We start from the raw sequence: 23379 nt of genomic DNA, 5'->3' as shown, positions 1-23379 counted from the left end.
TCGTGGTGTCAGCCGTGTCGGATTTGTTGCAGTCTCAGCACGTCACCCGGCGTCGAGCATTCCCTCGCGCAGCCCTTCCTCAACTGCGCTGCCCGTCGATGCCGCTGGCACACGCCGTCGGCCGGAGGACAGAGATCGCCCAGGCCTACGGGACCGGGGACGGTAACGACGACTTATCGTCGGCGGAATGAGTGGAGGATCGACCACCTCGGCGATTTCGCACTCGAGGGTGTCCCCTGCGGGCGTCGGCTCGGCCGCTGGCTCCCCTGCCGGCTTCGCTTCCACGAACTTCCTGGCCTCCGACGCCGAGATCGGGAGGTATGGCAGCTCCACCTCGCGCCCGCCGCCGTCGCCGTCGCCTGACTCCGACTCCAAATTCGACTCGGAATCGGTCTCAGGTGGGTCTCTCTGCGGTTCGAGCAGCCCAGCGAGTTGCAGCCGCCAATCGTCGGCGCCGTTCGCATCCGGTGGTGCTGTACCTGGTCGTGGGTATTTCATTCGTCTGACGAACGGAGGTGTTGCCGCTTCGTAGTCGAGGCCGCTCGGTGTGGTGACCTTCAGGCCCTGGGCCGTGGCTTCGTGCTTCCACCCTGGGTGTTCCTTGGCATAGTTGCAGGCCGCGCACAGTCCCGAGCCGTTCTCCCACGAGGTCGCTCCCCCGGATGCGTATCCCTCGGCGTGGTCGGCGTGCTTGATCCTGGCATCGCACCATGGCGTGCGGCACACGTCATCGCGGTAGACGACCATCTGCCTGAGCCGTCCGGTGAAGGTCCGGGAGCGTGATTCCATGCCCACCAGCTGACCGTCGGTGACCTGGGTGAACATGCGGCGGATGAAGACCTCTGCCTCATTTGCGGCGATGAAGCTGCGGGCCGTCTTGGCTGGCAGGGGGCCGTATCCGGGCAGCCACGCGGGAACCATGCCGTCGGAGAACAGGGATTCCGCCTCGATGACCAGGTGGACTTCGGTCGGAACCGCCTCGGCGCCTGCCTGTCCGGTGAGTCGCTCGACAAGGGTGTCGACCATGATCTGATTATGCCTGCGCCCCTTCGCCGTTCCGGCTGCCAGCGCTGAATCTGCTCCTTCTCGCAGTCCTTCGTAGACCGCGACCGCCTGCTGGATGGGCAGAATCGCAGAGACACGTCCCATCCCGTCCTCGAGCGGGGTCATCGACACACGCCGATTGGCCGTTGCCTTCTTCACTCGTTCGGCAGCGGCTTCGTCGTTCATCTCTTCCGCCAGGGCTCGCGCTTCGGTCCGCAGACTCCGCAGACCGGATGGCGCCAGGCTGGATTTCATTCGTGTGTCGACCTTGCGTCGGTCGGCGGTCGGCAGGCACGCGGTCTCGTCGACCATGATGCGTGCCTTGTCCTCGGAGATCTCACCCGAGGACAGCGCTTTGAAGGTGTTGGGCAGTTCGCCGACGATTGCTCGTGAAGCGGAGAGGAACTTCCGGCCGCTGCCCGGTGAGACTCGCTTCGCCAAGGCGATCTCCTCGGCGGCGTGAGTGCCGCAGTCGCGGTCCGGGACCTGGTTGAGCGCATCGCGACGCCGGCGCAGCACCTCGAAGGCCACAGCCTCGGTCGATTGCACTGAGGCGATCGTTGCTTTGAGGGACTCGAGGGCGCCGATCCGAGCGAGCGCAGCGGACTCGGTCACCGCAGATGCGGCGCCGCGCAGCATGGAAGCGAAGCGGTCGATCTCGGCGATGAGATCATGATCCGCCGGTGGAGTCTCCGGAACGGGTATCGCGTCCATACCAACACACTACGAGTCGCCACTGACACGAGATTTCCCGACCACGCGGGATACTAGCCGACGTCCCTCTGAATGCGGTTGAGCACCATGTCCATGGCCACGATGTTATGCCCGCCATCAGGGATGATGATGTCTGCATTGCGCTTCGAGGGCTCGACATAGAGTTCATGCATCGGCTTGACGGTGCCGATGTACTGGTCCTCGACAGACTGCAGCGTGCGTCCCCGCTCGACCACGTCACGCTTGATCCGTCGCAGCAGGCGAACGTCGGCGTCCGTGTCGACGAAGAGCTTGATGTCGAGCAGATCGCAGATCCGAGGTTCTGCGAAGATGAGGATGCCCTCGACGATGATGACCGGTGAGGGTTCGACAAGCGTCGTTCGATCGCTGCGGTTGTGGATCGAGAAGTCGTAGACGGGACTCTCGACCGCCTGCGAAGACCGCAGAGCGCTGAGGTGTTCGACGAAGAGGTCGTTGTCGAAGGCGTCGAGGTCGTCGTAGTTGACTTTCTCCCGTTCCTCGTAGGTCAGTTCATCCCGGCGCCGATAGTAGTTGTCGTGGAACAGTACTGATGGCGGGCCCGCGCACTTGTCCAACAGCGCCTGGGTCAGGGTCGTCTTTCCGCTGCCGGTGCCGCCGGCCACGCCTACAATCAAGGTCTCCACGGTTCAGCTATCCCTTTCGACTCTGCGAACTCCAGCACTGACTTTCCCCAAATTTATACCAGTCACCCTCGCCGAGGTTGTCCGGCGGGTGTGTTCATCCGCTCCGTGTCAGCTGTGCCCAGAGGTCCTGGTCGAACCTACGGCGAGCAAAGAGTCCGGCCATGTGCCTGACCGCGTTGTCGACTTTGCCGCGCCAGGCACTCACAGCGGTGTCAGCGTCGCCCAGCGACAGCGCTTTGAAGATCGCACGATCATCGATGAGGATGCGGTCGCTGGCTGGTGAGTAGTCGAGCTGCAGGACCGAGATGAACAGGCGCAGACGCAGGGTCAGAGCTTCGAAGGCTCGAGTGCTCTGCCGCAGTCCGGAGGCTCGTGCCAGTTCCTGCTGGAAGTGGAGGTCCGCGTCTTCGACGTCGATGCCGCTCTTCGTGGCCGCCGATGCCTCCACCTGCCGCAGCGCCAGCTGCACGGGTACGAAGTAGCGCTTGGGCCTCAGTGCCAGGGACCGGAGGAGAACCTCGCCCACTGCCATGCGTCCGGCGTAGAGGTCGAGGACGTCGAGGGTGGTGATCAGCGGAATCCTCGTTCCGCCACGGGAACCGTCGAGGAGTTTGTCATCGACCATGCGCCGCAGTGCGGCATCCACCGACGACCGAGGCACCTGCATCCGTCGTGACAGGAGACGCGGATTGATTCGGTCTCCAGGCTCGTATCCGGAGTCGATGATCTCCTCACGCAGTGCGATCGCCAGGTGTTCGGTGATGGAGCGCGTCTCCTTCGGCAACCACGAAGAGATCTCCATTGAGTCAGAACTAATGGAACTTCTCTGAGCATCGTTGTGGCTCGCCTCCCGCCACATGACCCCCTCGAAACCGTGGCGCACTCGGGCGGCGAGCATGTCGAGCAGGGAACCGGGTACGTCGCGGCACGCGGCAAGAGCAGATTTGGCGGCGTCGAGGAATTCCGCGAAGTCGCGATGGACTGCGATGTTCGCGCTCTCTGCCGTGTCTTGGCTCTCAGCCACCCCTCCGCTCGTCTCCTTGTGAGGATCGAATACGACGAAGCGCTCCCGCTCGCCTCCAGCCTGAAGCAGCTCGAGCATCGCCGAGGCATCAGTCTGCCGATGCTCACTGTCGAATCGCTGCGGCCAGTGTTGAACCCCGGCTGAACGCAGGGCGGCCACGATGCCGGCGATGCGGCGCTGAACTCGTCGTGCCGAGACTGCAATCGAGCCTCCACCTCCGTCACCACCACTGCCAGCGATATCATCTCCGCCTCGCTGATCAGCCGCGCGAATGCCGATGATGACCAGGGGGAATCCTCCCGCTACAACGGTGATCTCATCGCCGCCGCGCACCTGATCCCGTGGCACCGTCATTCCCCTCATTGCGCGAGATACGATGCTCTGGCTCAGACCGGTGGCCTCGGCCAGTGCCCGGGTCGAATAGTCCTTCCCCGAGATCCTCGCCCCTGCCGTGCTCACCAGGGCTTCGATGACCTGATCTGCCGTGCTCTGGATCTGGGGACGGCCGCTGCGCGGGCGATCTTCCAGGTCGGATCGCAACATCCACCGACGCAGACTCGACGGTGAGACGTCGAACTGCGCAGCCACCTCGGCGATGGAGGCTGAGGTCGTCCCGGCGACAGCGGCACGGCGCATCTCTGAGGAATACATCACTCTATTCTATTACTTCTGACTCAACTATGTCTGCGATGAGTCACGAACCCTTCACTCCGCATTTGCTCCGGCGCATACTGATCTCAACGATCCCGTCAAAGGTCAACGACGACGCGGGAACACTCGGCACAGAGCCAGCCAGACTCACCCAGAGTTCGTCCAACAGAAAAGGAACGAGCAGTTGTTGCACACAGATTCTGATCTCGATCAGCTCACCAGTCGCTCCATCGACACCGTCCGCAAATGGCTGCGCGTGGCAACGAGCAAGACCACTGCGAAGAACCCTGCGGCCGAACGCCTCTCGGCGGTGCTCTCGGACCCCAACGGACTCGACTTCACCGTCGGATTCGTCGATCGGGTCGTGCGCACCGATGACGTGCACGCCGCCGCCGATGCCCTGGCCGAGGTCGGCAAACTCGCTCCCGAGACGATGTCCGCACTCGACCGTGCCCAGATCAAGACCGGTGCCGCATTGGCCAAGATCGCGCCGCAGGTCGTCGTCCCCGCTGCTCGGACCCGCCTGCGCCAGATGGTCGGGCACATGGTCGTCGATGCCCGCGACAAGCAGTTCGGCAAGGCCGTCTCCACGTTGACCGCCGACGGGCACCGGCTCAACATCAACCTCCTCGGCGAGGCTGTCCTCGGTGATGGCGAAGCCGATCATCACCTCGAAGAGACCCACCGTCTGCTGGCGCGCGAGGACGTCGACTACGTCTCCGTCAAGGTCTCCTCCGTCGCTTCTCAGATCTCGATGTGGGCCTTCGACGACACCGTCGACTACGTCGTCGAACGCCTGCGCCCGCTCTACCAGCAGGCGGCGAAGGCACCGACCGGGTCCAAGTTCGTCAACCTCGACATGGAGGAGTACCGGGACCTCGAGCTCACGATCGCGGTCTTCACGCGTCTGCTCGCCGAACCCGAGTTCAAGAACCTCGAGGCCGGCATCGTGATCCAGGGCTACCAGCCCGATGCCCTGGGTGCCGTACAGCGCCTGAGCGAGTTCGCCAACGAACGCGTCTCCAACGGCGGGGTCGGAATCAAGGTTCGCCTCGTCAAGGGCGCGAACCTGGCGATGGAGACCGTCCACGCGGAGATCGCCGGCTGGCCCGCCACCACGTGCGACTCGAAGCAGTCCACCGACGCGAACTACAAGCGCGTCCTCCATTGGCTCTTCACCCCCGAGCGGATGAAGGGGCTGCGCATCGGCGTGGCCGGCCACAACCTCTTCGACATCGCTTTCGCCCACCACCTGTCTGTCGACCGTGAGGTCACGAACCGGGTGGAGTTCGAGATGCTGCAGGGCATGGCCTCGGAACAGGCCGCCGCGGTGACCGAGGACGTCGGAGACCTCCTCCTCTATGTCCCGGCCGTGCACCCGAAGGAATTCGATGTCGCCATCTCCTACCTCGTGCGCAGGCTCGAGGAGAATTCCTCGTCCGAGAACTTCATGTCCGGCATCTTCGACCTGGCCAACGGCAACGACGTCTTCGTCCGTGAGGCCAACCGCTTCGAAGACTCCGTCCGACAGCTCGAGGGCATCCTCGCGACAGACGGCGAGACTGCTCCCCTGCCCAACCGCGGGCAGGATCGTGCGGCCGAGCGCGATGTTCCGGACACGGCGCCGACCGAATTCTTCAATGAGCCCGACACCGATCCCTCGCTGCCCGCGAACCAGAAGTGGGTCAAGTCCATCATCGCCGAGGCGACCGCCCCCGGATACCTCGACGACCGCCCGAAGACGCCGAAGGTCGATTCGGCTGCGCAGCTCGATGAGATGATCGCCGGTGGTCGCAAGGCGGCGAAGGCCTGGCGCGAGCTCGGTGCTGCCGGTCGTGGTGAGATCCTCCACCGTGCGGCCGAGATCTTCGCCGCACGCCGCGGTGAGTTCATCGCCGTTGAGGCCGCCGAGGTGGGCAAGATGCCCTCGCAGTCCGATCCGGAGATCTCCGAGGCCATCGACTTCATCCGCTACTACGCTCTCAACGCCGCGGAGCTGGAGACCCTCGAGGGGGCGAACTTCGTCCCCGATGAGATGGTCGTCGTCACCCCGCCGTGGAACTTCCCCATCGCCATCCCCACCGGTGGCACCGTGGCAGCCTTGGCCGCAGGTTCGGCCGTGATCCACAAGCCCTCGAAGCCCACCCAGCACTGCTCGGCACTCATCATCGACTGCCTGTGGCAAGCCGGCGTGTCGAAGGACGTGCTGCAGCTGTGCACCCCGTCCGACCGTGACCTTAGCCGTCACCTCGTCGCCCATCCGGATGTCGATCGCGTCATCCTCACGGGTGCCTCCGAGACGGCCGCTCTGTTCAAGTCCTTCCGTCCTGACCTGCACGTCAATGCGGAGACCTCCGGCAAGAACGCCCTGGTCATCACTCCCGCGGCGGACCGCGACCTGGCCGTTGCCGACCTCGTGTACTCCGCCTTCGGCCATGCCGGGCAGAAGTGCTCGGCCGCCTCGCTGGGCATCATGGTCGGGTCGACCTATGATTCCGAGCGTTACCGGCGCCAGCTCATCGATGCCGCCTCGTCGATGGTCGTCGACTGGCCTGCGAACATGTCGGCAACCATGGGACCGCTGACCGAGGATCCCGCCGACAAGCTCGAACGAGCACTGACTTCTTTGGAGCCCGGTGAGTCCTGGCTGCTCGAGCCCAAGCAGCTCGACGACACGGGCCGCCTGTGGAGTCCGGGAATCAAGGACGGCGTCAAGCCGGGATCCTTTTTCCACCTGACCGAGGTGTTCGGGCCCGTGCTCGGTCTCATGCACGCCCGTGACCTCGACGAAGCCATCGAGTTCCAGAACGCTGTGGACTTCGGCCTCACCGGCGGCATCCACTCCCTCGATCCCGAAGAGGTGCGCACCTGGCTCGACGAGGTCCAGGTCGGCAACGCCTACGTCAACCGCGGCATCACCGGCGCGATCGTGCGGCGCCAGTCCTTCGGCGGCTGGAAGCAGTCCTCCGTCGGGCTCGGCTCGAAGGCCGGTGGACCGAACTACCTCATGCTCTTCGGTCACTACGCCGACGATCCCTCCACTCTGCCGGGAGCCACTGACGCGAGCCAGAACCTCGAGCTGGCGAAGGCCGACGATGAGCGGTGGCTGGCACGTGAGTTCGGTGCTGCGAAGGACCACACGGGCCTTCATTCGGAAGCCAACATCTTCCGCTACCGGCCCCGTCCGGTCACCCTGCGGGTGACCTCGGCGGCTACGGTGTTCGACTTGGAGCGCTCGCTGCATGCGGCGAAGTCCGTCGGATCAACGGTGCAGCTGTCCATCGCAGAGGACGTCGCCTCCGAGGTGAAGATCGCTGCCACGAACGCCGAGGCTGCGGCTCGCACCGAGTCCGCTACGGTCTTCGCCGACATGGTCGCCCAGGGTCGCTACGACGACTCCGTCGGAGCTCGCATCCGCGTGCTCGGACCGCAGGAGCCTGAGCTGCTGGCTGCAACGGCACCACGTCCCGAGGTTGCGGTCATCGATGAGCCGGTGACCTCCTCGGCGAGGGTCGAGATGCGGTACTACGTGCAGGAGCAGGCAGTGTCGATGACTCTGCACCGCTTCGGCAACCCCAGCCGCGACTTCCACGAGCTGGCGGCTGAGCTTAAGGCCTGAGCAGAGCGCAGTCGGTCGGGTGTCTGAGCTCAGTCACCCGGCCAGGCTGGAAGTTCGATCGGGTCTCGCAGGCTGCGGCCCATGGCGAGGTTTGCGACGGGAGGGAATCCCATCAGCCGCATCACAGTGTTGCGCAGGATCAGGCGTGGGCGGCTGCGCGGGGCGAATGCTGTGCCGAGCCCCTTGGCCGCGTCCTGTTTGCTGCGCAGCATCGGCATCAGCCGGTGTTCGTATGCGGCGAAGGCTCGGCGATGATCCTGGGGCGTGGCAGACAATTCGGCCGCCAGCACATACGCTTCGACCATCGCCAATGCCGAACCCTGACCGGCCAGCAACGACGGGCTCGCCGCGGCGTCGCCGATGAGTGCGACTCTGCCGCTGGTCCACGTGGGCATCCTGATCTGGCTCGCCCGGTCGAGGTAGAGCGTCCGCGCATGCGGCAGCTGGCGCAAGATCTCTGGGATCTCCCAACCGGCGTCGGCCAGACTCGTGCGCAGCAGCTCCTGTTGGGCACTGACATCGTCGATGGGCACTGGGCCGTGATGTCGGAAGGTGAGCATGAACATCGTCACGTCGTCTCGCAGCGCGACGCGGATCGCCTGAAATCCGACCTCGGCATGCATGACGGCGACGAGTTCGTCTCGTGGACGGTAGTCCGTGACATCGAATGCGGCGACTGCGATCCCGAGGTCGCGCTCGAAGTTCTCCTCCGCACCGAATGCCAACGTCCGAACCTGTGAGTGCAGTCCATCGGCACCGACAACGAGGTCGAATTCGCGTGGGGCGGCTTGGTCGAACTCGACGCTGATGCTCCGTTCGCCCTCCGTGAGTCGGGTGACGGTGTCTCCGAAGATCGTCTCGACTCCTTCGTCGAGGCTGTCATAGATCGCGGCGGCGAGATCAGATCGAAGGATGCTGACATATCGGCCGCTGGCTCCTGCGGCAATACGCTGGGGATCAAGCGACGCGACCTGATGGCCGTCTGATGCGACGTCGCGGACCTCCGTTAGTTCGTATCCTTCTCGCTGCAGCCTGGGCACCAGGCCCATCCGCTCTGCCACATCGAATCCGGTGCCCCAGAAGTCGATGAGGTATCCGCCGCGGCGCAGACCATGTGAACGCTCGAGAAGAGTGGGCTCATGTCCCGCTCGCTTCAGCCAGTAAGCCAGCGTGGAGCCGGCGATTCCGGCTCCGACAATCAGCACGCGCATCTTCTGCCTCCCTGCAGATCGATGGTTCGCCATCAGTCTAGATCTTTCAGCCTCAGTGCCAGACTCAGTACCAGCGCCAATACCAGTGAGGCATAGTACAGTCAGTTCACATCGTATTCACAAGGTCGTCACCGATGACGCCCCGACAACGGATAGTGTGCATGCGTCTGCGCCGTCATCTTCCACGGTGCTCAAACTCCGAAAGGCTCCCATGACAGTCTCCAAGACGGCCTCCTCGTGCGCGGCGCTCAGCCTCGTCGCGGCGATCGGCCTCACCCTTCCGGCAACGCCGGCAGCCGCTGCCGAGGGTCCCCACATCAGCGAGATCGCCTATACGCTCGACACCGACTTCATCGAGATCGCGGCCGAGCCGGGCACCGACGTCTCGGGATGGACCTTCGGGTCTGTGACTCGCGGCGGCAGCGTCCAGGCCGCAGAGAACACGACAACTGTTCCCGCGGGCACGACCGTCGGCGACTCCGGAGCACTCGCGGTCGAGGTTCTCATCACCAACTCCGTGAAGTCAGGGTCCGCCGCTGACGGCGACTACGGCTCGAGCGCCTATGCCATCGACGATGACGGCACGCTCGTCTCATTCGCCCAGATCGGCGGGGTCGTCGGAGGCAAGGGAGTCACCGGCAAGGCGAACACGAACACGCCTGAGGCTTTTGTCGGCAAGGATGCCGAACCCACGGGTGCCACTGCCGGAGGCGAGCAGTCGATCCAGCTTAAGAACGGCAGCTGGACGTCCGCGACACCGACTCCCGACGCGCTTCCCGGCGACGATGGCGACGGCGGCGGCGACGGCGACGGCGATGATCCGGCACCCGAGGACGTCACCCCGATTGCCGACATTCAGGGCACCGGCGAGGAGAGTCCCCTGGCTGGCACCACCGTCAAGACACAGGGAGTCGTCACCGCTGCGTACCCGACCGGCGGGCTGAACGGCTACTACGTGCAGACGCAGGGAACCGGCGGAACCGAGGACGAGACTCCCGGAGCCTCGGACGGCGTCTTCGTCTACTCTCCCGACTCGGTCAACGACATCAGCATCGGCGATCACCTCGAGCTCACCGGCGCGGTCTCAGAGCGCTACGGTCAGACCCAGATCTCCGTCAGCAGTACGGGAATGACAGTCCTGGATGAGCCCGCCGAGGCGGTCAAGCCGGTCGAGGACGCGTTCCCCACCGAAGCTGCCGCACGCGAGGCATTCGAGGGCATGCTCCTGCAGCCCAGCGGTGAGATGACCGTGGCCGACAACTACAATACGAACACCTACGGCGAGGTCGTCTTGGCCACCGGAGAGGGCACCCTTCCCCAGCCCACCGATGTCGCCCGCCCCGGCAGCGATGAGGCGAAGGCCGTCGAGGCCGAGAACCTTAAGCGCGAGGTCGTCCTCGACGACGGCGCGACCGTGAACTACCTGCAGAACGACAAGGACGTTCCTCTTCCCTATGTCTCAAACGACGCCCCTGTGCGTGTCGGTGCGAGCGCCACGATGACCTCTCCCGTGGTGTTGGGCTTCGACCATGAGAAGTGGCGCTTCCAGCCCACGACGCGCCTGACCGGGGACAACGCTGAAGCGATTCAGCCGGTGAATTTCGCCGACACCCGCACAGAGGCTCCGGAGGCCGTCGGCGGACAGGTCAGCCTGGCCAGCTTCAACGTCCTCAACTACTTCACGACGACCGGCGATCAGCTCTCCGGCTGTGACTACTATGAGGACCGCGAGGGCAACCCGATCACGGTTCGCGGCGGCTGCGATGCCCGCGGTGCTGCCAACGCAGAGAGCCTCAAGCGCCAGGAGACGAAGATCGTCTCGGCCATCAACAAGCTCGACACCTCGGTGGTCTCTCTCATGGAGATCGAGAATTCTGCCGCGTTCGGCAAGGACCGCGATGATGCACTTTCGACTCTGGTCGAGCGTCTCAACGAGGCCGCTGGCACCGATAAGTGGGATTTCGTTCCCTCCCCCGCCGATGTTCCCGCCGACGAGGACGTCATCCGCACGGCCTTGATCTATCAGCCCGCCGAGGTGGCTCCGCAGAAGGATTCGACGATCCTTGACGATGAGGCCGCGTTCTCGAACGCACGCGAACCCCTTTCGCAGGCATTCGCGCCGAAGGACGAGTCGGGTGAGGCTGACACGGACAAGACCTTCGTGACGATCTCGAATCACTTCAAGTCCAAGGGTTCGGGCTCAGGTCCGGGCAATGAGGACAGCGGCGACGGCCAGGGTGCCTCAAATGCGGACCGGGTGAGGCAGGCGACATCGCTCGTCGACTTCGCCGGTGAGCAGAAGGAAGCAGCGGACTCCGACTTCGTCTACCTCCTCGGTGACTTCAACGCCTACACGCAGGAGGACCCGATGCAGGTCTTCTACGAAGCCGGGTTCAAGGATGTCGCGTCCGAGATGACGGACAAGTCGACCTACGTGTTCAAGTCCCGCACCGGCAGCCTCGACCATGTGCTGGCGCTGGACTCTTCGAACTCGGAAGCCGGCCAGGCGGCGGCTCCCGGCGCGCAGGCTGATCTGCCTTCGAGTGCCTTCGATGCGATCACCGGTGCCGATGTCTGGAACATCAACTCCGTCGAGGCTCTTGCCCTCGAATACAGTCGCTTCAACTACAACATCAGCGATTTCTACGCCCCGGACCCGTACCGTGCCTCGGACCACGATCCTGTGGTCGTCGGGCTCTTCGGGGCCGACGATGAGGACGGCGGTTCGGACGGCAACCACAACGCCGGAAAGAACGGTGGAAAGAATGCCGGGAAGAACGGTGGGAAGAATGCTGGCAAGAACGGCACCGCCAGAGGCAATCACAATGCCGGCAAGAACGGCATAGACAAGGGCTTCTGAGCGCTCCAGCCTGGCGGTTTCAGACCGTGACGGCAACCTTCCCGACCATGAGCACCCGTGCCGTGCGGAACAGGGAGGCAGCCGTCACGGTCTTCGCCGTCTCATCCCAGACCGCGGAGGCGGTGACAACGCCCGAAGGTGTGCCGAGGCGGACCTCGGGGCCGGGCACCGAATGCTCGGAACGGGCGATGATGCCGTGGACGATGGTGCCGGGGATCTGCGCGGCCGCGGCCAGGCACATGGCGCCGGTACCCGGCACCGCTTTATGAGTCTGACCCATCGATACCATGCGAACGACGACATCGGAATCTCTCGCGCCCAAGCTGGTGCCGTCAAGCAGGGTCGTCGGCTTCTGTGAGGTCACGACCGCGACCTTGGGCACGACCTGCGGAGCGGTCTCCGGCGTCTCGCACAACCCCATCCGCACCGCCGCTTTGCGCCGAAGCTCCTCGATCATCAGCATCGAGGGACGATTGGCGTCGATGGACTCCGGAGACTCATCGCCTCTAAGGCTGATCGCCGAGGAGGGAACGATGACAACGGGCAGCGCCGCGTCGACCATGGAGACGTTGAACATGCGTCCATCGACATCGATCGACTCCGAGGGCACTCCGGTGGGCAGAAGCCCCGAGGTGCGGCTGCCTGCCGGATCGGGGTAGATGAGTTCGATCGGTGCTCCGGTGCCGCTGACACCGGTGAGTTCGAAATCTCCTGCGACCGCAGCCTGGCCGTCGACGACGGTGAGGCCGACGTCGACGAGCTTTCCGGTGTTCGTGTTGCAGAGGCGGAAGACGTGCCACCCGTCGGCTGCGGAGATGATCTCGGCCTGCAGGGCGAAGGGCACGACACCCGAGGACAGATTTCCGCAGTTGCCGGAGTAGTCCACGACCGCCTCGGCGACGGAGACCTGACCGAAGGTGTAGTCGAGGTCGACGCCTGCCCGCGTTGACGCGGACACCACCATCACCTTCGACAGCGAGGAGATCCCACCGCCCATGCCGTCAAGCTGACGGCCGAAGGCATCCGGAGAGCCGAGCGCAGAACAGAAGATCGCATCCCACGCCGAGGTGTCCCCGGCGATTCCCGGTGCCGGCACTTCGTCCAGCTCGGGCAGGGCATCGGCGCGGAAGTAGAGTCCCTTGCTCGTACCTCCGCGAACGAATGCGGCGTCGATCCAGTGAGTCATCGGCCGGCGTGGTCCACGGCTTTCGGAACGATGACCATCGCCGCGAAGCCAAGGACGGCGACGACGGCGAAGAGGTAGAAGCCCCACGGGTAGGCGATGCCCGCAGTGACCAGGGTGCCGGTGATGAACGGACCGACGATGGCGCCGAGGCGACCGACTGCCGAGGCCATGCCGAGCGCGGTTCCGCGTGCGGTGGGCGGGTAGATCGCTGAGACGAAGGCGTAGACGAGGACCTGGGCGGAGAAGACGAAGACGCCGGTGATGAAGACGGCGATGTTGAGCAGGATCTGGCTTGTCATCGGGATGCTCAGTGCCGCGAGGAACACTGCTGCGAGGAGGAACCACATGAGCACGATCGGCTTGGTGCCGTGCTTGTCTGCCAGCCAGCCGGCGATGATGAGTCCGACGACGGCGCCGAGGTTGAGCACGAAGAGCATGACGAGGGAGTCGGAGACTTCGTAGCCTGCGTCGGCCATGATCTTCGGCAGCCAGGTGTTGAGCCCGTAGACGAGCAGCAGACCCATGAAGCTGGCGGCCCAGACACCGATCGTGACCAGTTTGAACCGGCCGACGAACAGCCCTGCCATTCCGGTCTTCGGGGCCGCAGTCGTCGAGACCTCGGCTGGATGGGCCTTCGCGGCCTGAGCGTCGACGAACTCCTGAGATTCCGGCAGCTTCCACCACAGCAGTGGGACGAGCACGAGTCCGGCGACGCCGCCGGCGATGAAGAGCAGGTGCCAGTTGTGGGAGTAGAAGACGGCGAGCAGGGAGATCGCCACGGCACCGGCGTGGTAGCCGGTCATCGTCAGCGTCGTCGCCTTGCCGGTCTTGCCCGACTTGTTGTGCTCGCTGATGTAGGCCAAGCAGCCGGGCATCACGGCGCCCAGTGCCAGTCCGGCGATGAACCGGAATGTGGTGAACAGGGCGACGTTGGGAGAGAACGCGACGAGAATTGTGAAGATGGAGAAGAAGAGGACGCAGAAGATGATCGTGTAGCGGCGACCGAAGCGGTCGGCGATCGGTCCCACCGTTGCAGCGCCGAGGCCCACACCCACCAGGCTCAGTGTCGCGACGAGGGTCGCGGCCTCGGGGGTGAAGCCGATGGCGTTGGTCGCCAGGAGCTCGGGGATCACGGCCCCGAGCACGACGAGGTCGAAGCCTTCGAGGGCGACGGCCAGCCAGCACAGGATCGCCGGCCAACGAGTATCGGTCGCGCGAGCTGTGGTGGCAGCGTCAGAGGCTGCGGCAGGTGTGGACATCAGTGTCTCCGGTCGTTCAGGTGTTCGAGCAGTCGGTGTGCAGAGGAATCAGAAGGGGTACGGGGCGATCTGCGAGCGCATCGTGACCCACTGGGTTTCGGTGAAGGCCTCGATATTGGCCTCTGCCCCACCGAAGCGGGATCCGTTACCGGAGTCCTTCGTGCCGCCGAAGGGCACGTTCGCCTCATCGGAGACGGTCTGCTCATTGATGTGGACCTTGCCGGAATCGACGAGGTCGGCCAGTTCGATGGCCATGCCCACATCGCCGAGGATGCCCACGGACAGCCCGTATTCGCTGGCATTGACCAGTTCCGCGGCCTCCTCAAGAGTTGAGAATCGGCTCACGGGCGCCACAGGTCCGAAGATCTCCTGCGTCCAGGCCGGGTTCGACGGGCTCAGGTCCGCCAGCACCGTCGGCGGCACGAAGGCGCCCTCGCCGGTGCCTCCGGCGACGAGTCGGCCACCGTCTGCCTGAGACTTGTCGATGATGTCGCGGATGTTCGTGCGCTGTTTGTCATCGATGACCGGGCCCAGTGCGACTTCTTCGGTGGCGGGGTTGCCCACCGGCAGGTTCTTGGCGCGCTCGGCAAGCTGTTCGACGTATTCGTCGTAGATGGAATCGTGGACGAGGTGGCGGCCGGTGGTCATGCAGATCTGTCCCTGGTGCATGAAGGAACCGAAGGCTCCCGCCGAGGTGGCCGGACCGACTTCTGCCCCCGGAAGGACGACGAGTGCATTGTTTCCACCCAATTCGAGGTGGCAGCGTTTGAGTAGGCGTCCGGCAGCTTCGCCGACCTTGCGTCCGGCGGCCGTCGATCCGGTGAAGGAGATGACCGTGACCTCGGGCGCTGCGACGACTGCTTCGCCGGCTTCGCGGCCTCCGGGCAGAACCTGCAGGAGTCCCTCGGGAAGGCCAGCCTCGGCGAAGATGCGGGCCAGGCTCACACCACCGCAGACCGCGGTGCGAGGGTCCGGCTTGAGCAGAACCGCATTTCCCAGGGCCAGCGCCGGGGCGACCGAGCGGATGGAGAGGATGAGTGGGAAGTTGAACGGTGCGATGACGGAGACGACTCCGGCGGGCACCCGACGGGCGAACGACCAGCGAGGCTCGTTCGAGGTCAGGACCTGCCCCTTGGGGTGGCTGGGCAGGGCTGAGGATTCGTAGCAGATCTGCTCTGCGGAGCTGACTTCCAGCCCGGCCTTGGCCGGGATGCCACCGGATTCGCGGACGATCCAGTCGGAGAGCTCCTCGGCGTGTTCGGCCCACAGCGCACCGGCCCGGCGGAGGACGGCGGCGCGTTCGGCAGGTGGCGTCTTCGCCCATTCCTTCTGCGCGGCGGCAGCACGAGTGGCGGCCGCGTTCACATCGTCGGCGTTCGCAGAGCCCAGGCGGCCCAGGGTTTCCCCCGTTGCCGGTTCGATGACGTCATAGGACTCGTCGGCGCCGTTCGTCCACGTGCCGGTGAAGATCTTCTCGTGCCACTGGGTGCCGAGGAAACTGTTCTCGCTCATGTCGTTCGTCCCTGTTCCTTCGCTGGTCGGGTGGTGACTGTGATGGTCTCGTCCCGCGCTCACCTGCCGCTGGCTGCCGCTCCCTTGAGGTCGACCGATTCGGGCACAGCTGATGCACGGCGATGTCACGCCTACCGGCCACAATAGTGATGCGGACCACGAGGAGCCATCGCGGGTCCATTCATTGAGAATTCGAGTCGCCCGGGGCTACGATTGCGGTTATGGCGAACTCTCAATCGGGCGATTCCATGATCGATCGTCTGGTCCGGGTCCTCGGTTCCTTCGACCCCGATCATCAGAGCCTGAGCACCGAGGAGCTCTCCGAGAGAGCCGCCTTGCCGAAGTCCACGGCCTACCGGCTGATCAACGACATGATGCGGCACAATCTGCTGCAGCGTGACCCCAACGGGCGGCTGCGCATCGGCGTGGGAATGTGGGAGCTGTCGAATCGTGCTTCCGACGCCGTCGACCTGGCCACCCTTGCCCGACCTCATATGACGGCCGTCCACGATTTCGTCGGCGAGAACACCCAGCTGGGGATCCTGCGCGAACGCGAGGTGCTCATCATCGAGAGGATGTCGAAGCCGACTGCTGTCGTCCACCGTTCGAAGACGGCCGGGAGACTTCCCGCCCACGCCTCCTCGTGTGGGCTGGTGCTCCTCGCTCATGCTCCGAAGCATGTGCGCGAAGCCTATCTGCGCGGTCCGCTGGCTGCGATCACAGAGAAGACGACGACCGATCCGGCTGTCCTGCGCAAGATGCTCGCCTCGATCCGGACCTATCACTTCGCGGAGCTCGTCGGCCATATCGATGACGGCACCACGGGAATCGCGGTGCCCGTCTTCGACAGCACCGGACTGACGATTGCCGGCCTCGGAGTCGTCGTCGACTCCGAACATCACGTGGGCGGGCCGGCGATCATGCAGGCCCTGCGCACCGCCTCGGCGGGGATCACGAAGGACCTCGAGGCGCAGGGGAAATCAGTCATGGATTGATCGCGATGCCGATGAGCAGAGACACGACCGCCAGCAGAGGCAGAAGGCCCTGCTTGATCGCCGAGGAGGCGAGGTCGGGTGACGAAGCCACGAGCACGAGTGCCGCAGCGAGCATCGATCCGACTCCGGTGAAGACGAGAGTGAGACCGACCATCGGTGCGCCCGCGAGGCAGACGATGATGCCGATGAAGACCGCGAGGGCGAGGAAGAGATTGTAGAAGCCCTGGTTGAAGGCCATCGACTTCGTGGCAGCTGCATACTCTTCGCTGGTGCCGAATGTCGCCCGAGCACGCGGACTCGTCCAGGCCATCGATTCCAGGTAGAAGATGAAGACGTGCAGGGCCGCGGCCAGCCCTGCGAGAACGAGCCCGAGGATCGTCATGTACGGGCCTCATATCTGGCTCGTCGCTTCTCGGCCTCGACCTCACGGTTCTTCGGCGGGGCCGTGGTCACCAGCGCATCGAGGAGATGCTGGGTCGTGTGGGCGATCTCCTCAACGGCTGCTTCGAAAGCGGCGGCATTGGCCTGGGAGGGCTTCGTTGTGCCCGCGATCTTGCGCACGTACTGCAGCGCCGCGGCGTGCACTTCGTCCGAGGTCGCGTGGGGTTCGAAGTTATGAAGGGTTCTGATGTTCCTGCACATGGTCTTACGGTACGCCGCGAGACTGACACAGGATAGGGCGAGCGCCGCGGGGACTGGCCGGGGATAAACTTGCAAGGCACTGACCACGCCACTCACGGAGGATCATGAGCCGACACCAGCACCCCTCGAGCTTGGCGCTGTCCCCTGGCCAGGTGGCGAGCGTGCGCGCCCTGCGGCAGGATTTCTCTCAGTTGATCTTGGAGCACCGCTTCGTCATCAACGAATTGCTGACCAAGATCTCCATTCTGCGTGAGGAGTCCGAGCACGCTCACAGCTACAATCCGATCGAGCACATCACCTCACGGGTGAAGTCGCCGCGGAGTCTGCTCGAGAAGGTCAATCGGCGTGGGCTCCCGCTCGACATCGAGGTCATCCGCGCGAACATCACCGACATCGCAGGCATCCGCATCACCTGCAGCTTCATCGCCGACACATACCAGGTGCTGGAGATGCTGACCGCGCAGGACGATGTCCGGGTCGTGGAGATCAAGGACTACATCGCCGATCCGAAGCCCAACGGATACAAGAGCCTGCACGCGATCCTCGAGGTGCCCGTCTTCCTCAGCCAGGGACGGACCCCGGTCATCTGTGAGGTTCAGATCCGCACCATCGCCATGGACTTCTGGGCCAGCCTGGAACACAAGATCCACTACAAATTCGAAGGCGAAGTCCCCGATCGACTCGTTGAGGAACTCACTCAGGCCGCCGAGGTGGCCGGCCAGCTCGATCGCAAGATGGAGCAGCTGCATGCCGAGGTCCACGACAGCGAGCCCAACACTGCCAGCGAGGACTTCGATGACGAGGCGCTGCGCATCCTCTGGGAGCTGAGCAACCAGTCCGAGTGAACTTTATGGCGTGAGATCCTGTTGGCGGCGCGGACGAAACCTGCGAAACCAAGCACTTGTGTTCGCCTCGTCGACCTCAGCCAGCTCCCAATAGACGCGTCGGCCACCGGGCACGTCAAAGATACGTGTGCCGTCGCCGAGGAAGATGGGCGCGACGAAGACCTGCATCTCGTCGATGAGATCGACCTCGAGCGCCTGCCGACCGATGTCGGCGCTGATGATCTGGATGTCTCGATCGCCGGCGATGGTCCGGGCCCGATCGACCACCTCGGCGATGGAGCAGTTCACAGCAGTGATCGCAGTGTCCTCGGCGAGCTCCTCGGGACGGTGGGTGAGGATGAACTCGGTACCCTCCCACGCCCCGCCGTAGGCCTCGGAGGTCAGCTCGTCGCGCTCGGCCGCCTGGGCCTTTGCGGCGTCATAGCCACGACGGCCGGAGATGATGACGGCGACCTGGGAGGCGAGGTCCTCCACGGTGCCGTCAGAGAGCGAACCGAGACCGGACATCCAGGACATATCGTGATTCGGGCCGGTGATGAACCCATCGAGTGACGCCGTGAAACCCCATGTGACTCTTGCCATCGCTCCTCCTTGAGCAGAAGTGATTGCATTTGACAATCACTTTCTCTCAATTGAACCACCGGTGGACGGCGGTGGCAAGGCTGGTAGCAGGCGACGTGACCGAGGAGACGGAATTTCGGTGCTCTGAACTTCGTTGCCCCTGGTGAGAGCCACAAACTCTGGGCTCGTCGGATAATGGAAGAAGGTCATCACAATGGCAGATTTCACGGGCAAGGTCGCACTCGTCACCGGCGGAGGCTCCGGCCTCGGCGAAGCCATCAGCAAGGAACTCGCAGCCAAGGGCGCGAACGTCGTCGTCACCGACATCAATCTCGACGCCGCCCAGCGCGTTGTCGACGCGATCACCGGGAACGGTGGAACCGCCTCGGCGATCAAGCAGGACACGGCCGCGAAGGAAGACTCTGAGAAGGTCGTCCAGTTCGCCGTCGACACGTATGGCGGCCTCAACTATGCCGTGAACAATGCCGGCATCGGCGGGGCACCTGCGCCTGCAGGTGAGACTGACCTCGATGACTGGGACAAGGTCATCGACATCAACCTCAACGGCGTGCTCTACGGCATGCGCTACCAGATTCCCGCGATGCTCAAGGCCGGAGCCAAGGACAGCGCCATCGTCAATATGGCCTCGATTCACGGTTCGGTCGCTGCGATCAACAGCGGCGCCTACACCGCAGCCAAGCACGGCGTCGTCGGGATCACGAAGAACGCCGCCGCCGAATACGGAGCACAGGGCCTGCGCATCAACTCGGTGGGACCCGGCTACATCATGACACCGCTGGTCGAGAGCAGTCTCGACGCGGAGACCCTCGAAGGACTTAAGGCCAAGCACCCGCTCGGCCGCTTGGGCACCGCCGAGGAGGTCGCCAAGGTCGTGAACTTCCTGCTCTCGGACGACGCTTCGTTCGTCACCGGCGCCTACTACCTCATCGACGGCGGCTACACGGCGGCGTGAGGTTCGAGCCTCGCTGTCAGCCACGACTGGAAGCGGTGGGCGAGTACGACCGGGTCGACGAGGAGCTTGGGAATATCGGCGGCATTGCCTGCCTCGATGCTCACATGCAGCAGCGTCGGCCCGGTCGTCGTCAGCAGGCGATCGAATTCGTCGCGCAGCTGAGCTGCGTCCTCGGCTCGGCCGACCGTCCAGCCCGCGGCTTCGGCGAGTTTACCGAGGTCGACGCGTGAGGAATAGGTCGGCAGCCCTGCGGTCGATCCGTACACCTGATTGTCGAGGACGATGAGAAACAGTTTCTCGGCTCCTAGGAATCCTCCGGTGGGCAGCACGTTCGGGTTCATCAGCAGGGACCCGTCGCCTTCAAGCCCGATGACCTTGGGCAGGTTTGAGTCCTTGGCCGCCATGGCGAGACCGGTAGTAATGGAGCCGACAAGGCCCATCGAGTCGAGGACATAGAAGTGGTTGTCCCGGTTCTCCACGGAGGCCAGTTCACGACTCGTCGCCGCGCACGTCACGACGACCGGCAGTTCGGCGGTCAGCCCGTTGAGGACCTCGAGTGCTTCGATGCGCTTCATCTCAGGCCACCTTCCCATCGGTGTTCCAGAAGGAGCCGAGGACAACGACGGGACGATAGGTCATACGAGCATGAACACCCGCCTCGGCGACGGTCTGCTCCCAATCCTCGGACGATGAACGACGATCGAGCTCGAGAACGTGGAGTCCCGCAGTGCGCAGGATCGTCGGCATCGGCTGGCTGATCGAATGGATCATCGAGTTGTACTCCCCCGGGCCGCCACGGGTATTGGCGAAGATGAGCAGCGGCAGATGGTAGGACAGCGAGAACGTCGTCAGTGCCGTGAGGCTGTTGCCGAAGCCGTTGTCCTGCATGACGATCGCCCCGAACTTTCCGGCCAGCGGCAGGGCACCGAGGACTCCGACCGCTTCTTCCTCGCGGGAGAGCGGCTTCACTCGCTCTGAGATTCCGGCAGTCCCACCGTCGGCGGTGATCAGATGGTCGATGACAGGGGCGATGGTGACCGAGGGTACGTAGCCGATGAGGTCGGTACCGGCGCTCCAGATCCCATCGGCGACGGCCTGCGTATATGACTTCGTTGTCATGGAATTCCTCATTCCCTGTCTTCGGTCGCCCGGTGTTGGGTGATGTTGATGGCGTTGCCGTCGGGGTCGCGGACGAAGAAGCGCGTTACTCCCCAATCTTCGGTCGTCAGCGGATGGACGATGTCGAGGCCACGGTCGACAGCCTCGGCGTAGGCGGCATCGATGTCATCGACCTTGAGCGAGAGCACCGGGGTGATGGGAGCGGTGGCGTCCTTCGTGACGAGCTGGACGTGGGCTCCGGTCTCCGCCGAGGTGAAGCGGGCCACCCAGCCCAAGTTGAACTCTTCGGTGCCCAGGCCGAGGAAGTCTTCGTAGAATCCTCGGGCCGCCTCGATGTCGGATACCGGAATGTCGGGGATGACGTCGCGGATCTTCATCGTCTTCCTACTTCCGGTGCGTGGGGAGGCTCGAGCCCTCGCCTGATCTGGGACACGTTCTCCCGATTCTTTCCCCAGTCGATGATCTGGAGCGGAAACGCGCACTCGCTTCGGATGCGCACGACCGTCCCGCCAGGCACCTCGTCGACGTTGACGGTGAGGTTCTCTCTCCAGCGTCGCCAATTCACGTTGACCGACGCGCTCAGACGGCCAGGCTGCATGTGCACACCAGCGACACCCGGCTGCTTGTTGATCACCTCGATGGCTCTTCGCCAGACGTCAGCGGCGGCGAAGGGGATGGTCATGAACTCTTCGTACGTTGCGGCCATAATTAGAGCGTAACCCCAGTTCTCACCACTGGTCGTGGTCGAAGACCTGGCAGAACACGCTCGTCATCGAGTCGCTGAAGAGGACGAAGACCACCTCGGCGACCTGCTCCCAGCGCCCGCGTTCGCGGCCTTCGACGATCACGGAGTGGGCCGCCTCGGCGACGTCCCTGGCCGACCAGCCGTAGACTCCCCCGCCGATAGCCGGGAAGGCCACCGAGGTGGCGCCGAGTTCCGCTGCCACGTTGAGGCTGGCTTCGAAGCAGGATTCGAGCACCTCGGGGTCGGCTTCGCCTTGATGGCGGTTCGGGCCGACGGTGTGGATGACCCACCTTGCTTTGAGGGCACCGGCGGTCGTGGCGACAGCCTGACCTGCAGGAAGTCCACGTGGGTGGCTGGTTTGGCGTACCTCTCGGCAGGCTTCGAGCAGCTCGGGCCCGGCCGCTTTGTGGATGGCACCGTCGACACCGCCACCGCCGAGCAGACTTGAGTTCGCGGCGTTGACGATCGCGTCCACGGAGGCCTCGGTGATGTCTCCCTCGAGTACCGTGATCTTCATGGTCCGAGTCTAATCACCGCCCGCTTCGTCGCGCACTGTCCGCGAAGTCGTCGAGAACGCTGAGCACACCTGGTTGGCGCCAGACACGGTTCCTTCTGCGTCCTGTTTCCTCGATAAGAATGCCGCGATCGACCAACGTGTCGATCGCACGCAACGCAGTCACCTGGCTTGTCCCCAGTGCGGCAGCGACGAAGCTGAGATTGACCACTGGCTGTGCAATCAGTGTGGGCAGCAATGTCCATGACGCAGAGTCGCGCCTGACCCCTGCCAGCGCCTGCTTCATCTCCTGCAGCACGGTGAGCAACTCGTCCATGAGCTGTCTGCCCGCATGGCTGGCAAACCGTGCGGCACGCGTGAACTGAGCAATAATCGGCCCTGCATCACCGGAGCGAAATGCACCGAGCGCGGCGAAGTACGCACCGATGTCTGTGAGCAGTCCTGCTGAGATCGGTATCACCGAAGTGGTGACGAGCCCCTTCTCCTTGAGAATTGCGTGCACCAGAGCTCGGCCGGTTCTGCCATTACCGTCTGCAAACGGGTGAATGGTCTCGAACTGCGCATGTGCGACGGCAGCCTGTACTAGCACGGGAAGATCTTCTCGCGCGATGAATTCGACGAGATCTTCCATGGCAGAAGGAATCCGAGGGTGCGCCGGCGGTACAAAATCGGCGAGCAGCGGCCCGCTTCCTCCCGGTCCGATCCACACTTGCTGCTCACGGAACCGTCCTGCTTCGGAAGCCATCATCCGATCACTCTTCAGCAGAGCCCTGTGCATGTCGAGAATCGACTGGAGCGAAATCTCACCCGACACTCCGATCGCAGTCTCCATGGCATGCACGTTGCCCAGAACGGTTGTGGCATTGGCTTTCGTCGTCTCGTCAATGGCGGCAAGTGCAAGCTGAAGAGCCGATGTTGTCAGCTGCTCGATTTGTGAGCTGGATGCACTCTCGGTCCGCAGCAGAATGGCCGGCATAGGGCTGCCGATGCGATCACCTGCACCCAGTTTTCCTGCTGCGAATCCGTCGACCCGCGCCAAAGCTCCGGTGGCATCGTCGACGTCAGCATGCATGTCAGCCGGAAGATGCACCTCCCACGCAGCGATCTCCGGCACTAAGGCGGCACGATAGATACCGGTCTGGCGCTGAACCTCTCGACGGCTGAACATGTCCGGATTGACTGGTGACCAACTCAGTTCCTCACTATCCAGCGAGGGTACCGGGACCTCGATAACCGTCAT

At 64.1% G+C, this 23379-nt stretch carries 21 protein-coding genes; 5 read left to right on the top strand and 16 right to left on the bottom strand.

Annotated features, from left to right (window positions below; genetic code table 11):
• Window positions 1–42 precede the first annotated feature (42 nt).
• The 3 genes from LQ788_RS04645 to LQ788_RS04635 all read right to left on the bottom strand — a co-directional run bounded on the left by LQ788_RS04645 (window position 43) and on the right by LQ788_RS04635 (window position 4098).
• Window positions 43–1758 carry an HNH endonuclease gene (locus tag LQ788_RS04645; protein ID WP_231445591.1) on the bottom strand — a complete coding sequence of 572 codons (1716 nt, stop codon included), beginning with the start codon at window positions 1756–1758 and terminating at the stop codon, window positions 43–45.
• Window positions 1759–1811: 53 nt separating this feature from the next.
• Entirely contained in the window at window positions 1812–2423 is a 612-nt protein-coding gene (gene udk / locus LQ788_RS04640; RefSeq protein ID WP_231445590.1) for a uridine kinase, read from the bottom strand.
• Window positions 2424–2517: 94 nt separating this feature from the next.
• Window positions 2518–4098 carry an FCD domain-containing protein gene (locus tag LQ788_RS04635; RefSeq protein WP_231445589.1) on the bottom strand — a complete coding sequence of 527 codons (1581 nt, stop codon included), beginning with the start codon at window positions 4096–4098 and terminating at the stop codon, window positions 2518–2520.
• Between the two features lie 184 nt (window positions 4099–4282).
• On the opposite strand from LQ788_RS04635, the gene LQ788_RS04630 reads away from it, so the two are divergent.
• Entirely contained in the window at window positions 4283–7717 is a 3435-nt protein-coding gene (locus tag LQ788_RS04630) for a bifunctional proline dehydrogenase/L-glutamate gamma-semialdehyde dehydrogenase (RefSeq protein ID WP_231445588.1), read from the top strand.
• Between the two features lie 29 nt (window positions 7718–7746).
• On the opposite strand, the gene LQ788_RS04625 is transcribed toward LQ788_RS04630, so the two are convergent.
• Window positions 7747–8928 (bottom strand): FAD-binding domain, encoded by a 1182-nt coding sequence (locus tag LQ788_RS04625; protein ID WP_231445587.1) that lies wholly within the window; start codon window positions 8926–8928, stop codon window positions 7747–7749.
• Window positions 8929–9139: 211 nt separating this feature from the next.
• Between LQ788_RS04625 and LQ788_RS04620 the strand changes: the two genes are divergently transcribed.
• Window positions 9140–11788, top strand: coding sequence for an ExeM/NucH family extracellular endonuclease (locus LQ788_RS04620; RefSeq protein WP_231445586.1), 2649 nt, complete (start codon window positions 9140–9142; stop codon window positions 11786–11788).
• Between the two features lie 19 nt (window positions 11789–11807).
• Here the strand turns inward: LQ788_RS04620 and LQ788_RS04615 are convergent, their stop codons facing one another.
• From LQ788_RS04615 to LQ788_RS04605, 3 genes are read right to left on the bottom strand one after another with little or no spacing between them, the layout of a single operon-like run.
• On the bottom strand, window positions 11808–12974 hold the full coding sequence (locus LQ788_RS04615) for a PrpF domain-containing protein (RefSeq protein ID WP_231445585.1): 1167 nt from the start codon (window positions 12972–12974) through the stop codon (window positions 11808–11810).
• Window positions 12971–14233: an MFS transporter gene (locus LQ788_RS04610; RefSeq protein ID WP_231445584.1), complete on the bottom strand. Its 1263-nt coding sequence runs from the start codon at window positions 14231–14233 to the stop codon at window positions 12971–12973. Before LQ788_RS04610 ends, LQ788_RS04615 begins: the two co-directional genes overlap by 4 nt.
• Window positions 14234–14281: 48 nt before the next feature.
• Window positions 14282–15745 (bottom strand): benzaldehyde dehydrogenase, encoded by a 1464-nt coding sequence (locus LQ788_RS04605; RefSeq protein WP_231445583.1) that lies wholly within the window; start codon window positions 15743–15745, stop codon window positions 14282–14284.
• A 221-nt stretch (window positions 15746–15966) separates the two neighbouring features.
• Between LQ788_RS04605 and LQ788_RS04600 the strand changes: the two genes are divergently transcribed.
• Window positions 15967–16740 (top strand): IclR family transcriptional regulator, encoded by a 774-nt coding sequence (locus LQ788_RS04600; RefSeq protein WP_231445582.1) that lies wholly within the window; start codon window positions 15967–15969, stop codon window positions 16738–16740.
• On the opposite strand, the gene LQ788_RS04595 is transcribed toward LQ788_RS04600, so the two are convergent.
• Both LQ788_RS04595 and LQ788_RS04590 read right to left on the bottom strand, forming a co-directional pair.
• Window positions 16730–17122 carry a DUF1304 domain-containing protein gene (locus tag LQ788_RS04595; RefSeq protein WP_231445581.1) on the bottom strand — a complete coding sequence of 131 codons (393 nt, stop codon included), beginning with the start codon at window positions 17120–17122 and terminating at the stop codon, window positions 16730–16732. The genes LQ788_RS04600 and LQ788_RS04595 overlap by 11 nt on opposite strands.
• On the bottom strand, window positions 17119–17382 hold the full coding sequence (locus LQ788_RS04590; protein ID WP_231445580.1) for a DUF2277 domain-containing protein: 264 nt from the start codon (window positions 17380–17382) through the stop codon (window positions 17119–17121). Before LQ788_RS04590 ends, LQ788_RS04595 begins: the two co-directional genes overlap by 4 nt.
• Before the next feature lie 104 nt (window positions 17383–17486).
• Here LQ788_RS04590 and LQ788_RS04585 point away from each other — a divergent pair, with 104 nt between their 5' ends.
• Window positions 17487–18227 carry a GTP pyrophosphokinase gene (locus LQ788_RS04585; protein ID WP_231445579.1) on the top strand — a complete coding sequence of 247 codons (741 nt, stop codon included), beginning with the start codon at window positions 17487–17489 and terminating at the stop codon, window positions 18225–18227.
• Window positions 18228–18230: 3 nt separating this feature from the next.
• Here the strand turns inward: LQ788_RS04585 and LQ788_RS04580 are convergent, their stop codons facing one another.
• Window positions 18231–18809: a dihydrofolate reductase family protein gene (locus tag LQ788_RS04580; protein WP_231445578.1), complete on the bottom strand. Its 579-nt coding sequence runs from the start codon at window positions 18807–18809 to the stop codon at window positions 18231–18233.
• 193 nt (window positions 18810–19002) lie between these two features.
• Between LQ788_RS04580 and LQ788_RS04575 the strand changes: the two genes are divergently transcribed.
• Window positions 19003–19761: an SDR family NAD(P)-dependent oxidoreductase gene (locus LQ788_RS04575; RefSeq protein WP_231445577.1), complete on the top strand. Its 759-nt coding sequence runs from the start codon at window positions 19003–19005 to the stop codon at window positions 19759–19761.
• Here LQ788_RS04575 and LQ788_RS04570 read toward each other — a convergent pair.
• The 6 genes from LQ788_RS04570 to LQ788_RS04545 are packed head-to-tail and all read right to left on the bottom strand — an operon-like array spanning window position 19746 to window position 23379.
• A complete protein-coding gene (locus tag LQ788_RS04570; RefSeq protein ID WP_231445576.1) occupies window positions 19746–20336 on the bottom strand; it encodes a thiamine pyrophosphate-dependent enzyme in 591 nt (196 codons plus the stop codon). The genes LQ788_RS04575 and LQ788_RS04570 overlap by 16 nt on opposite strands.
• A 1-nt stretch (window position 20337) precedes the next feature.
• On the bottom strand, window positions 20338–20880 hold the full coding sequence (locus LQ788_RS04565; RefSeq protein WP_231445575.1) for a thiamine pyrophosphate-binding protein: 543 nt from the start codon (window positions 20878–20880) through the stop codon (window positions 20338–20340).
• An 8-nt stretch (window positions 20881–20888) separates the two neighbouring features.
• The gene (locus LQ788_RS04560) at window positions 20889–21257 is read right to left on the bottom strand and encodes a VOC family protein (protein WP_231445574.1); all 369 of its coding nucleotides are present in this window, start codon (window positions 21255–21257) and stop codon (window positions 20889–20891) included.
• A complete protein-coding gene (locus LQ788_RS04555; protein WP_231445573.1) occupies window positions 21254–21586 on the bottom strand; it encodes a hypothetical protein in 333 nt (110 codons plus the stop codon). Before LQ788_RS04555 ends, LQ788_RS04560 begins: the two co-directional genes overlap by 4 nt.
• Before the next feature lie 22 nt (window positions 21587–21608).
• Window positions 21609–22142 (bottom strand): O-acetyl-ADP-ribose deacetylase, encoded by a 534-nt coding sequence (locus LQ788_RS04550; protein ID WP_231445572.1) that lies wholly within the window; start codon window positions 22140–22142, stop codon window positions 21609–21611.
• A 13-nt stretch (window positions 22143–22155) separates the two neighbouring features.
• The gene (locus LQ788_RS04545) at window positions 22156–23379 is read right to left on the bottom strand and encodes a Fic family protein (RefSeq protein ID WP_231445571.1); all 1224 of its coding nucleotides are present in this window, start codon (window positions 23377–23379) and stop codon (window positions 22156–22158) included.

Source organism: Brevibacterium zhoupengii (assembly GCF_021117425.1).
In the GTDB taxonomy this organism is placed as follows: domain Bacteria; phylum Actinomycetota; class Actinomycetes; order Actinomycetales; family Brevibacteriaceae; genus Brevibacterium; species Brevibacterium zhoupengii.
This window is presented reverse-complemented; position numbering and strand designations above follow the sequence as displayed.

Excerpts from the sequence above, each read along its gene's own strand:
- LQ788_RS04575 (WP_231445577.1), top strand. The coding sequence starts at position 19,003 with ATGGCAGATTTCACGGGCAAGGTCGCACTCGTCACCGGCGGAGGCTCC.
- LQ788_RS04550 (WP_231445572.1), bottom strand. The coding sequence starts at position 22,142 with ATGAAGATCACGGTACTCGAGGGAGACATCACCGAGGCCTCCGTGGAC.
- LQ788_RS04555 (WP_231445573.1), bottom strand. The coding sequence starts at position 21,586 with ATGGCCGCAACGTACGAAGAGTTCATGACCATCCCCTTCGCCGCCGCT.
- LQ788_RS04600 (WP_231445582.1), top strand. The coding sequence starts at position 15,967 with ATGGCGAACTCTCAATCGGGCGATTCCATGATCGATCGTCTGGTCCGG.
- LQ788_RS04580 (WP_231445578.1), bottom strand. The coding sequence starts at position 18,809 with ATGGCAAGAGTCACATGGGGTTTCACGGCGTCACTCGATGGGTTCATC.
- LQ788_RS04620 (WP_231445586.1), top strand. The coding sequence starts at position 9,140 with ATGACAGTCTCCAAGACGGCCTCCTCGTGCGCGGCGCTCAGCCTCGTC.
- LQ788_RS04595 (WP_231445581.1), bottom strand. The coding sequence starts at position 17,122 with ATGACGATCCTCGGGCTCGTTCTCGCAGGGCTGGCCGCGGCCCTGCAC.
- LQ788_RS04605 (WP_231445583.1), bottom strand. The coding sequence starts at position 15,745 with ATGAGCGAGAACAGTTTCCTCGGCACCCAGTGGCACGAGAAGATCTTC.
- LQ788_RS04570 (WP_231445576.1), bottom strand. The coding sequence starts at position 20,336 with ATGAAGCGCATCGAAGCACTCGAGGTCCTCAACGGGCTGACCGCCGAA.
- LQ788_RS04615 (WP_231445585.1), bottom strand. The coding sequence starts at position 12,974 with ATGACTCACTGGATCGACGCCGCATTCGTTCGCGGAGGTACGAGCAAG.
- LQ788_RS04565 (WP_231445575.1), bottom strand. The coding sequence starts at position 20,880 with ATGACAACGAAGTCATATACGCAGGCCGTCGCCGATGGGATCTGGAGC.
- LQ788_RS04545 (WP_231445571.1), bottom strand. The coding sequence starts at position 23,379 with ATGACGGTTATCGAGGTCCCGGTACCCTCGCTGGATAGTGAGGAACTG.
- LQ788_RS04635 (WP_231445589.1), bottom strand. The coding sequence starts at position 4,098 with ATGTATTCCTCAGAGATGCGCCGTGCCGCTGTCGCCGGGACGACCTCA.
- LQ788_RS04590 (WP_231445580.1), bottom strand. The coding sequence starts at position 17,382 with ATGTGCAGGAACATCAGAACCCTTCATAACTTCGAACCCCACGCGACC.
- LQ788_RS04625 (WP_231445587.1), bottom strand. The coding sequence starts at position 8,928 with ATGCGCGTGCTGATTGTCGGAGCCGGAATCGCCGGCTCCACGCTGGCT.
- LQ788_RS04560 (WP_231445574.1), bottom strand. The coding sequence starts at position 21,257 with ATGAAGATCCGCGACGTCATCCCCGACATTCCGGTATCCGACATCGAG.
- LQ788_RS04585 (WP_231445579.1), top strand. The coding sequence starts at position 17,487 with ATGAGCCGACACCAGCACCCCTCGAGCTTGGCGCTGTCCCCTGGCCAG.
- LQ788_RS04610 (WP_231445584.1), bottom strand. The coding sequence starts at position 14,233 with ATGTCCACACCTGCCGCAGCCTCTGACGCTGCCACCACAGCTCGCGCG.
- LQ788_RS04645 (WP_231445591.1), bottom strand. The coding sequence starts at position 1,758 with ATGGACGCGATACCCGTTCCGGAGACTCCACCGGCGGATCATGATCTC.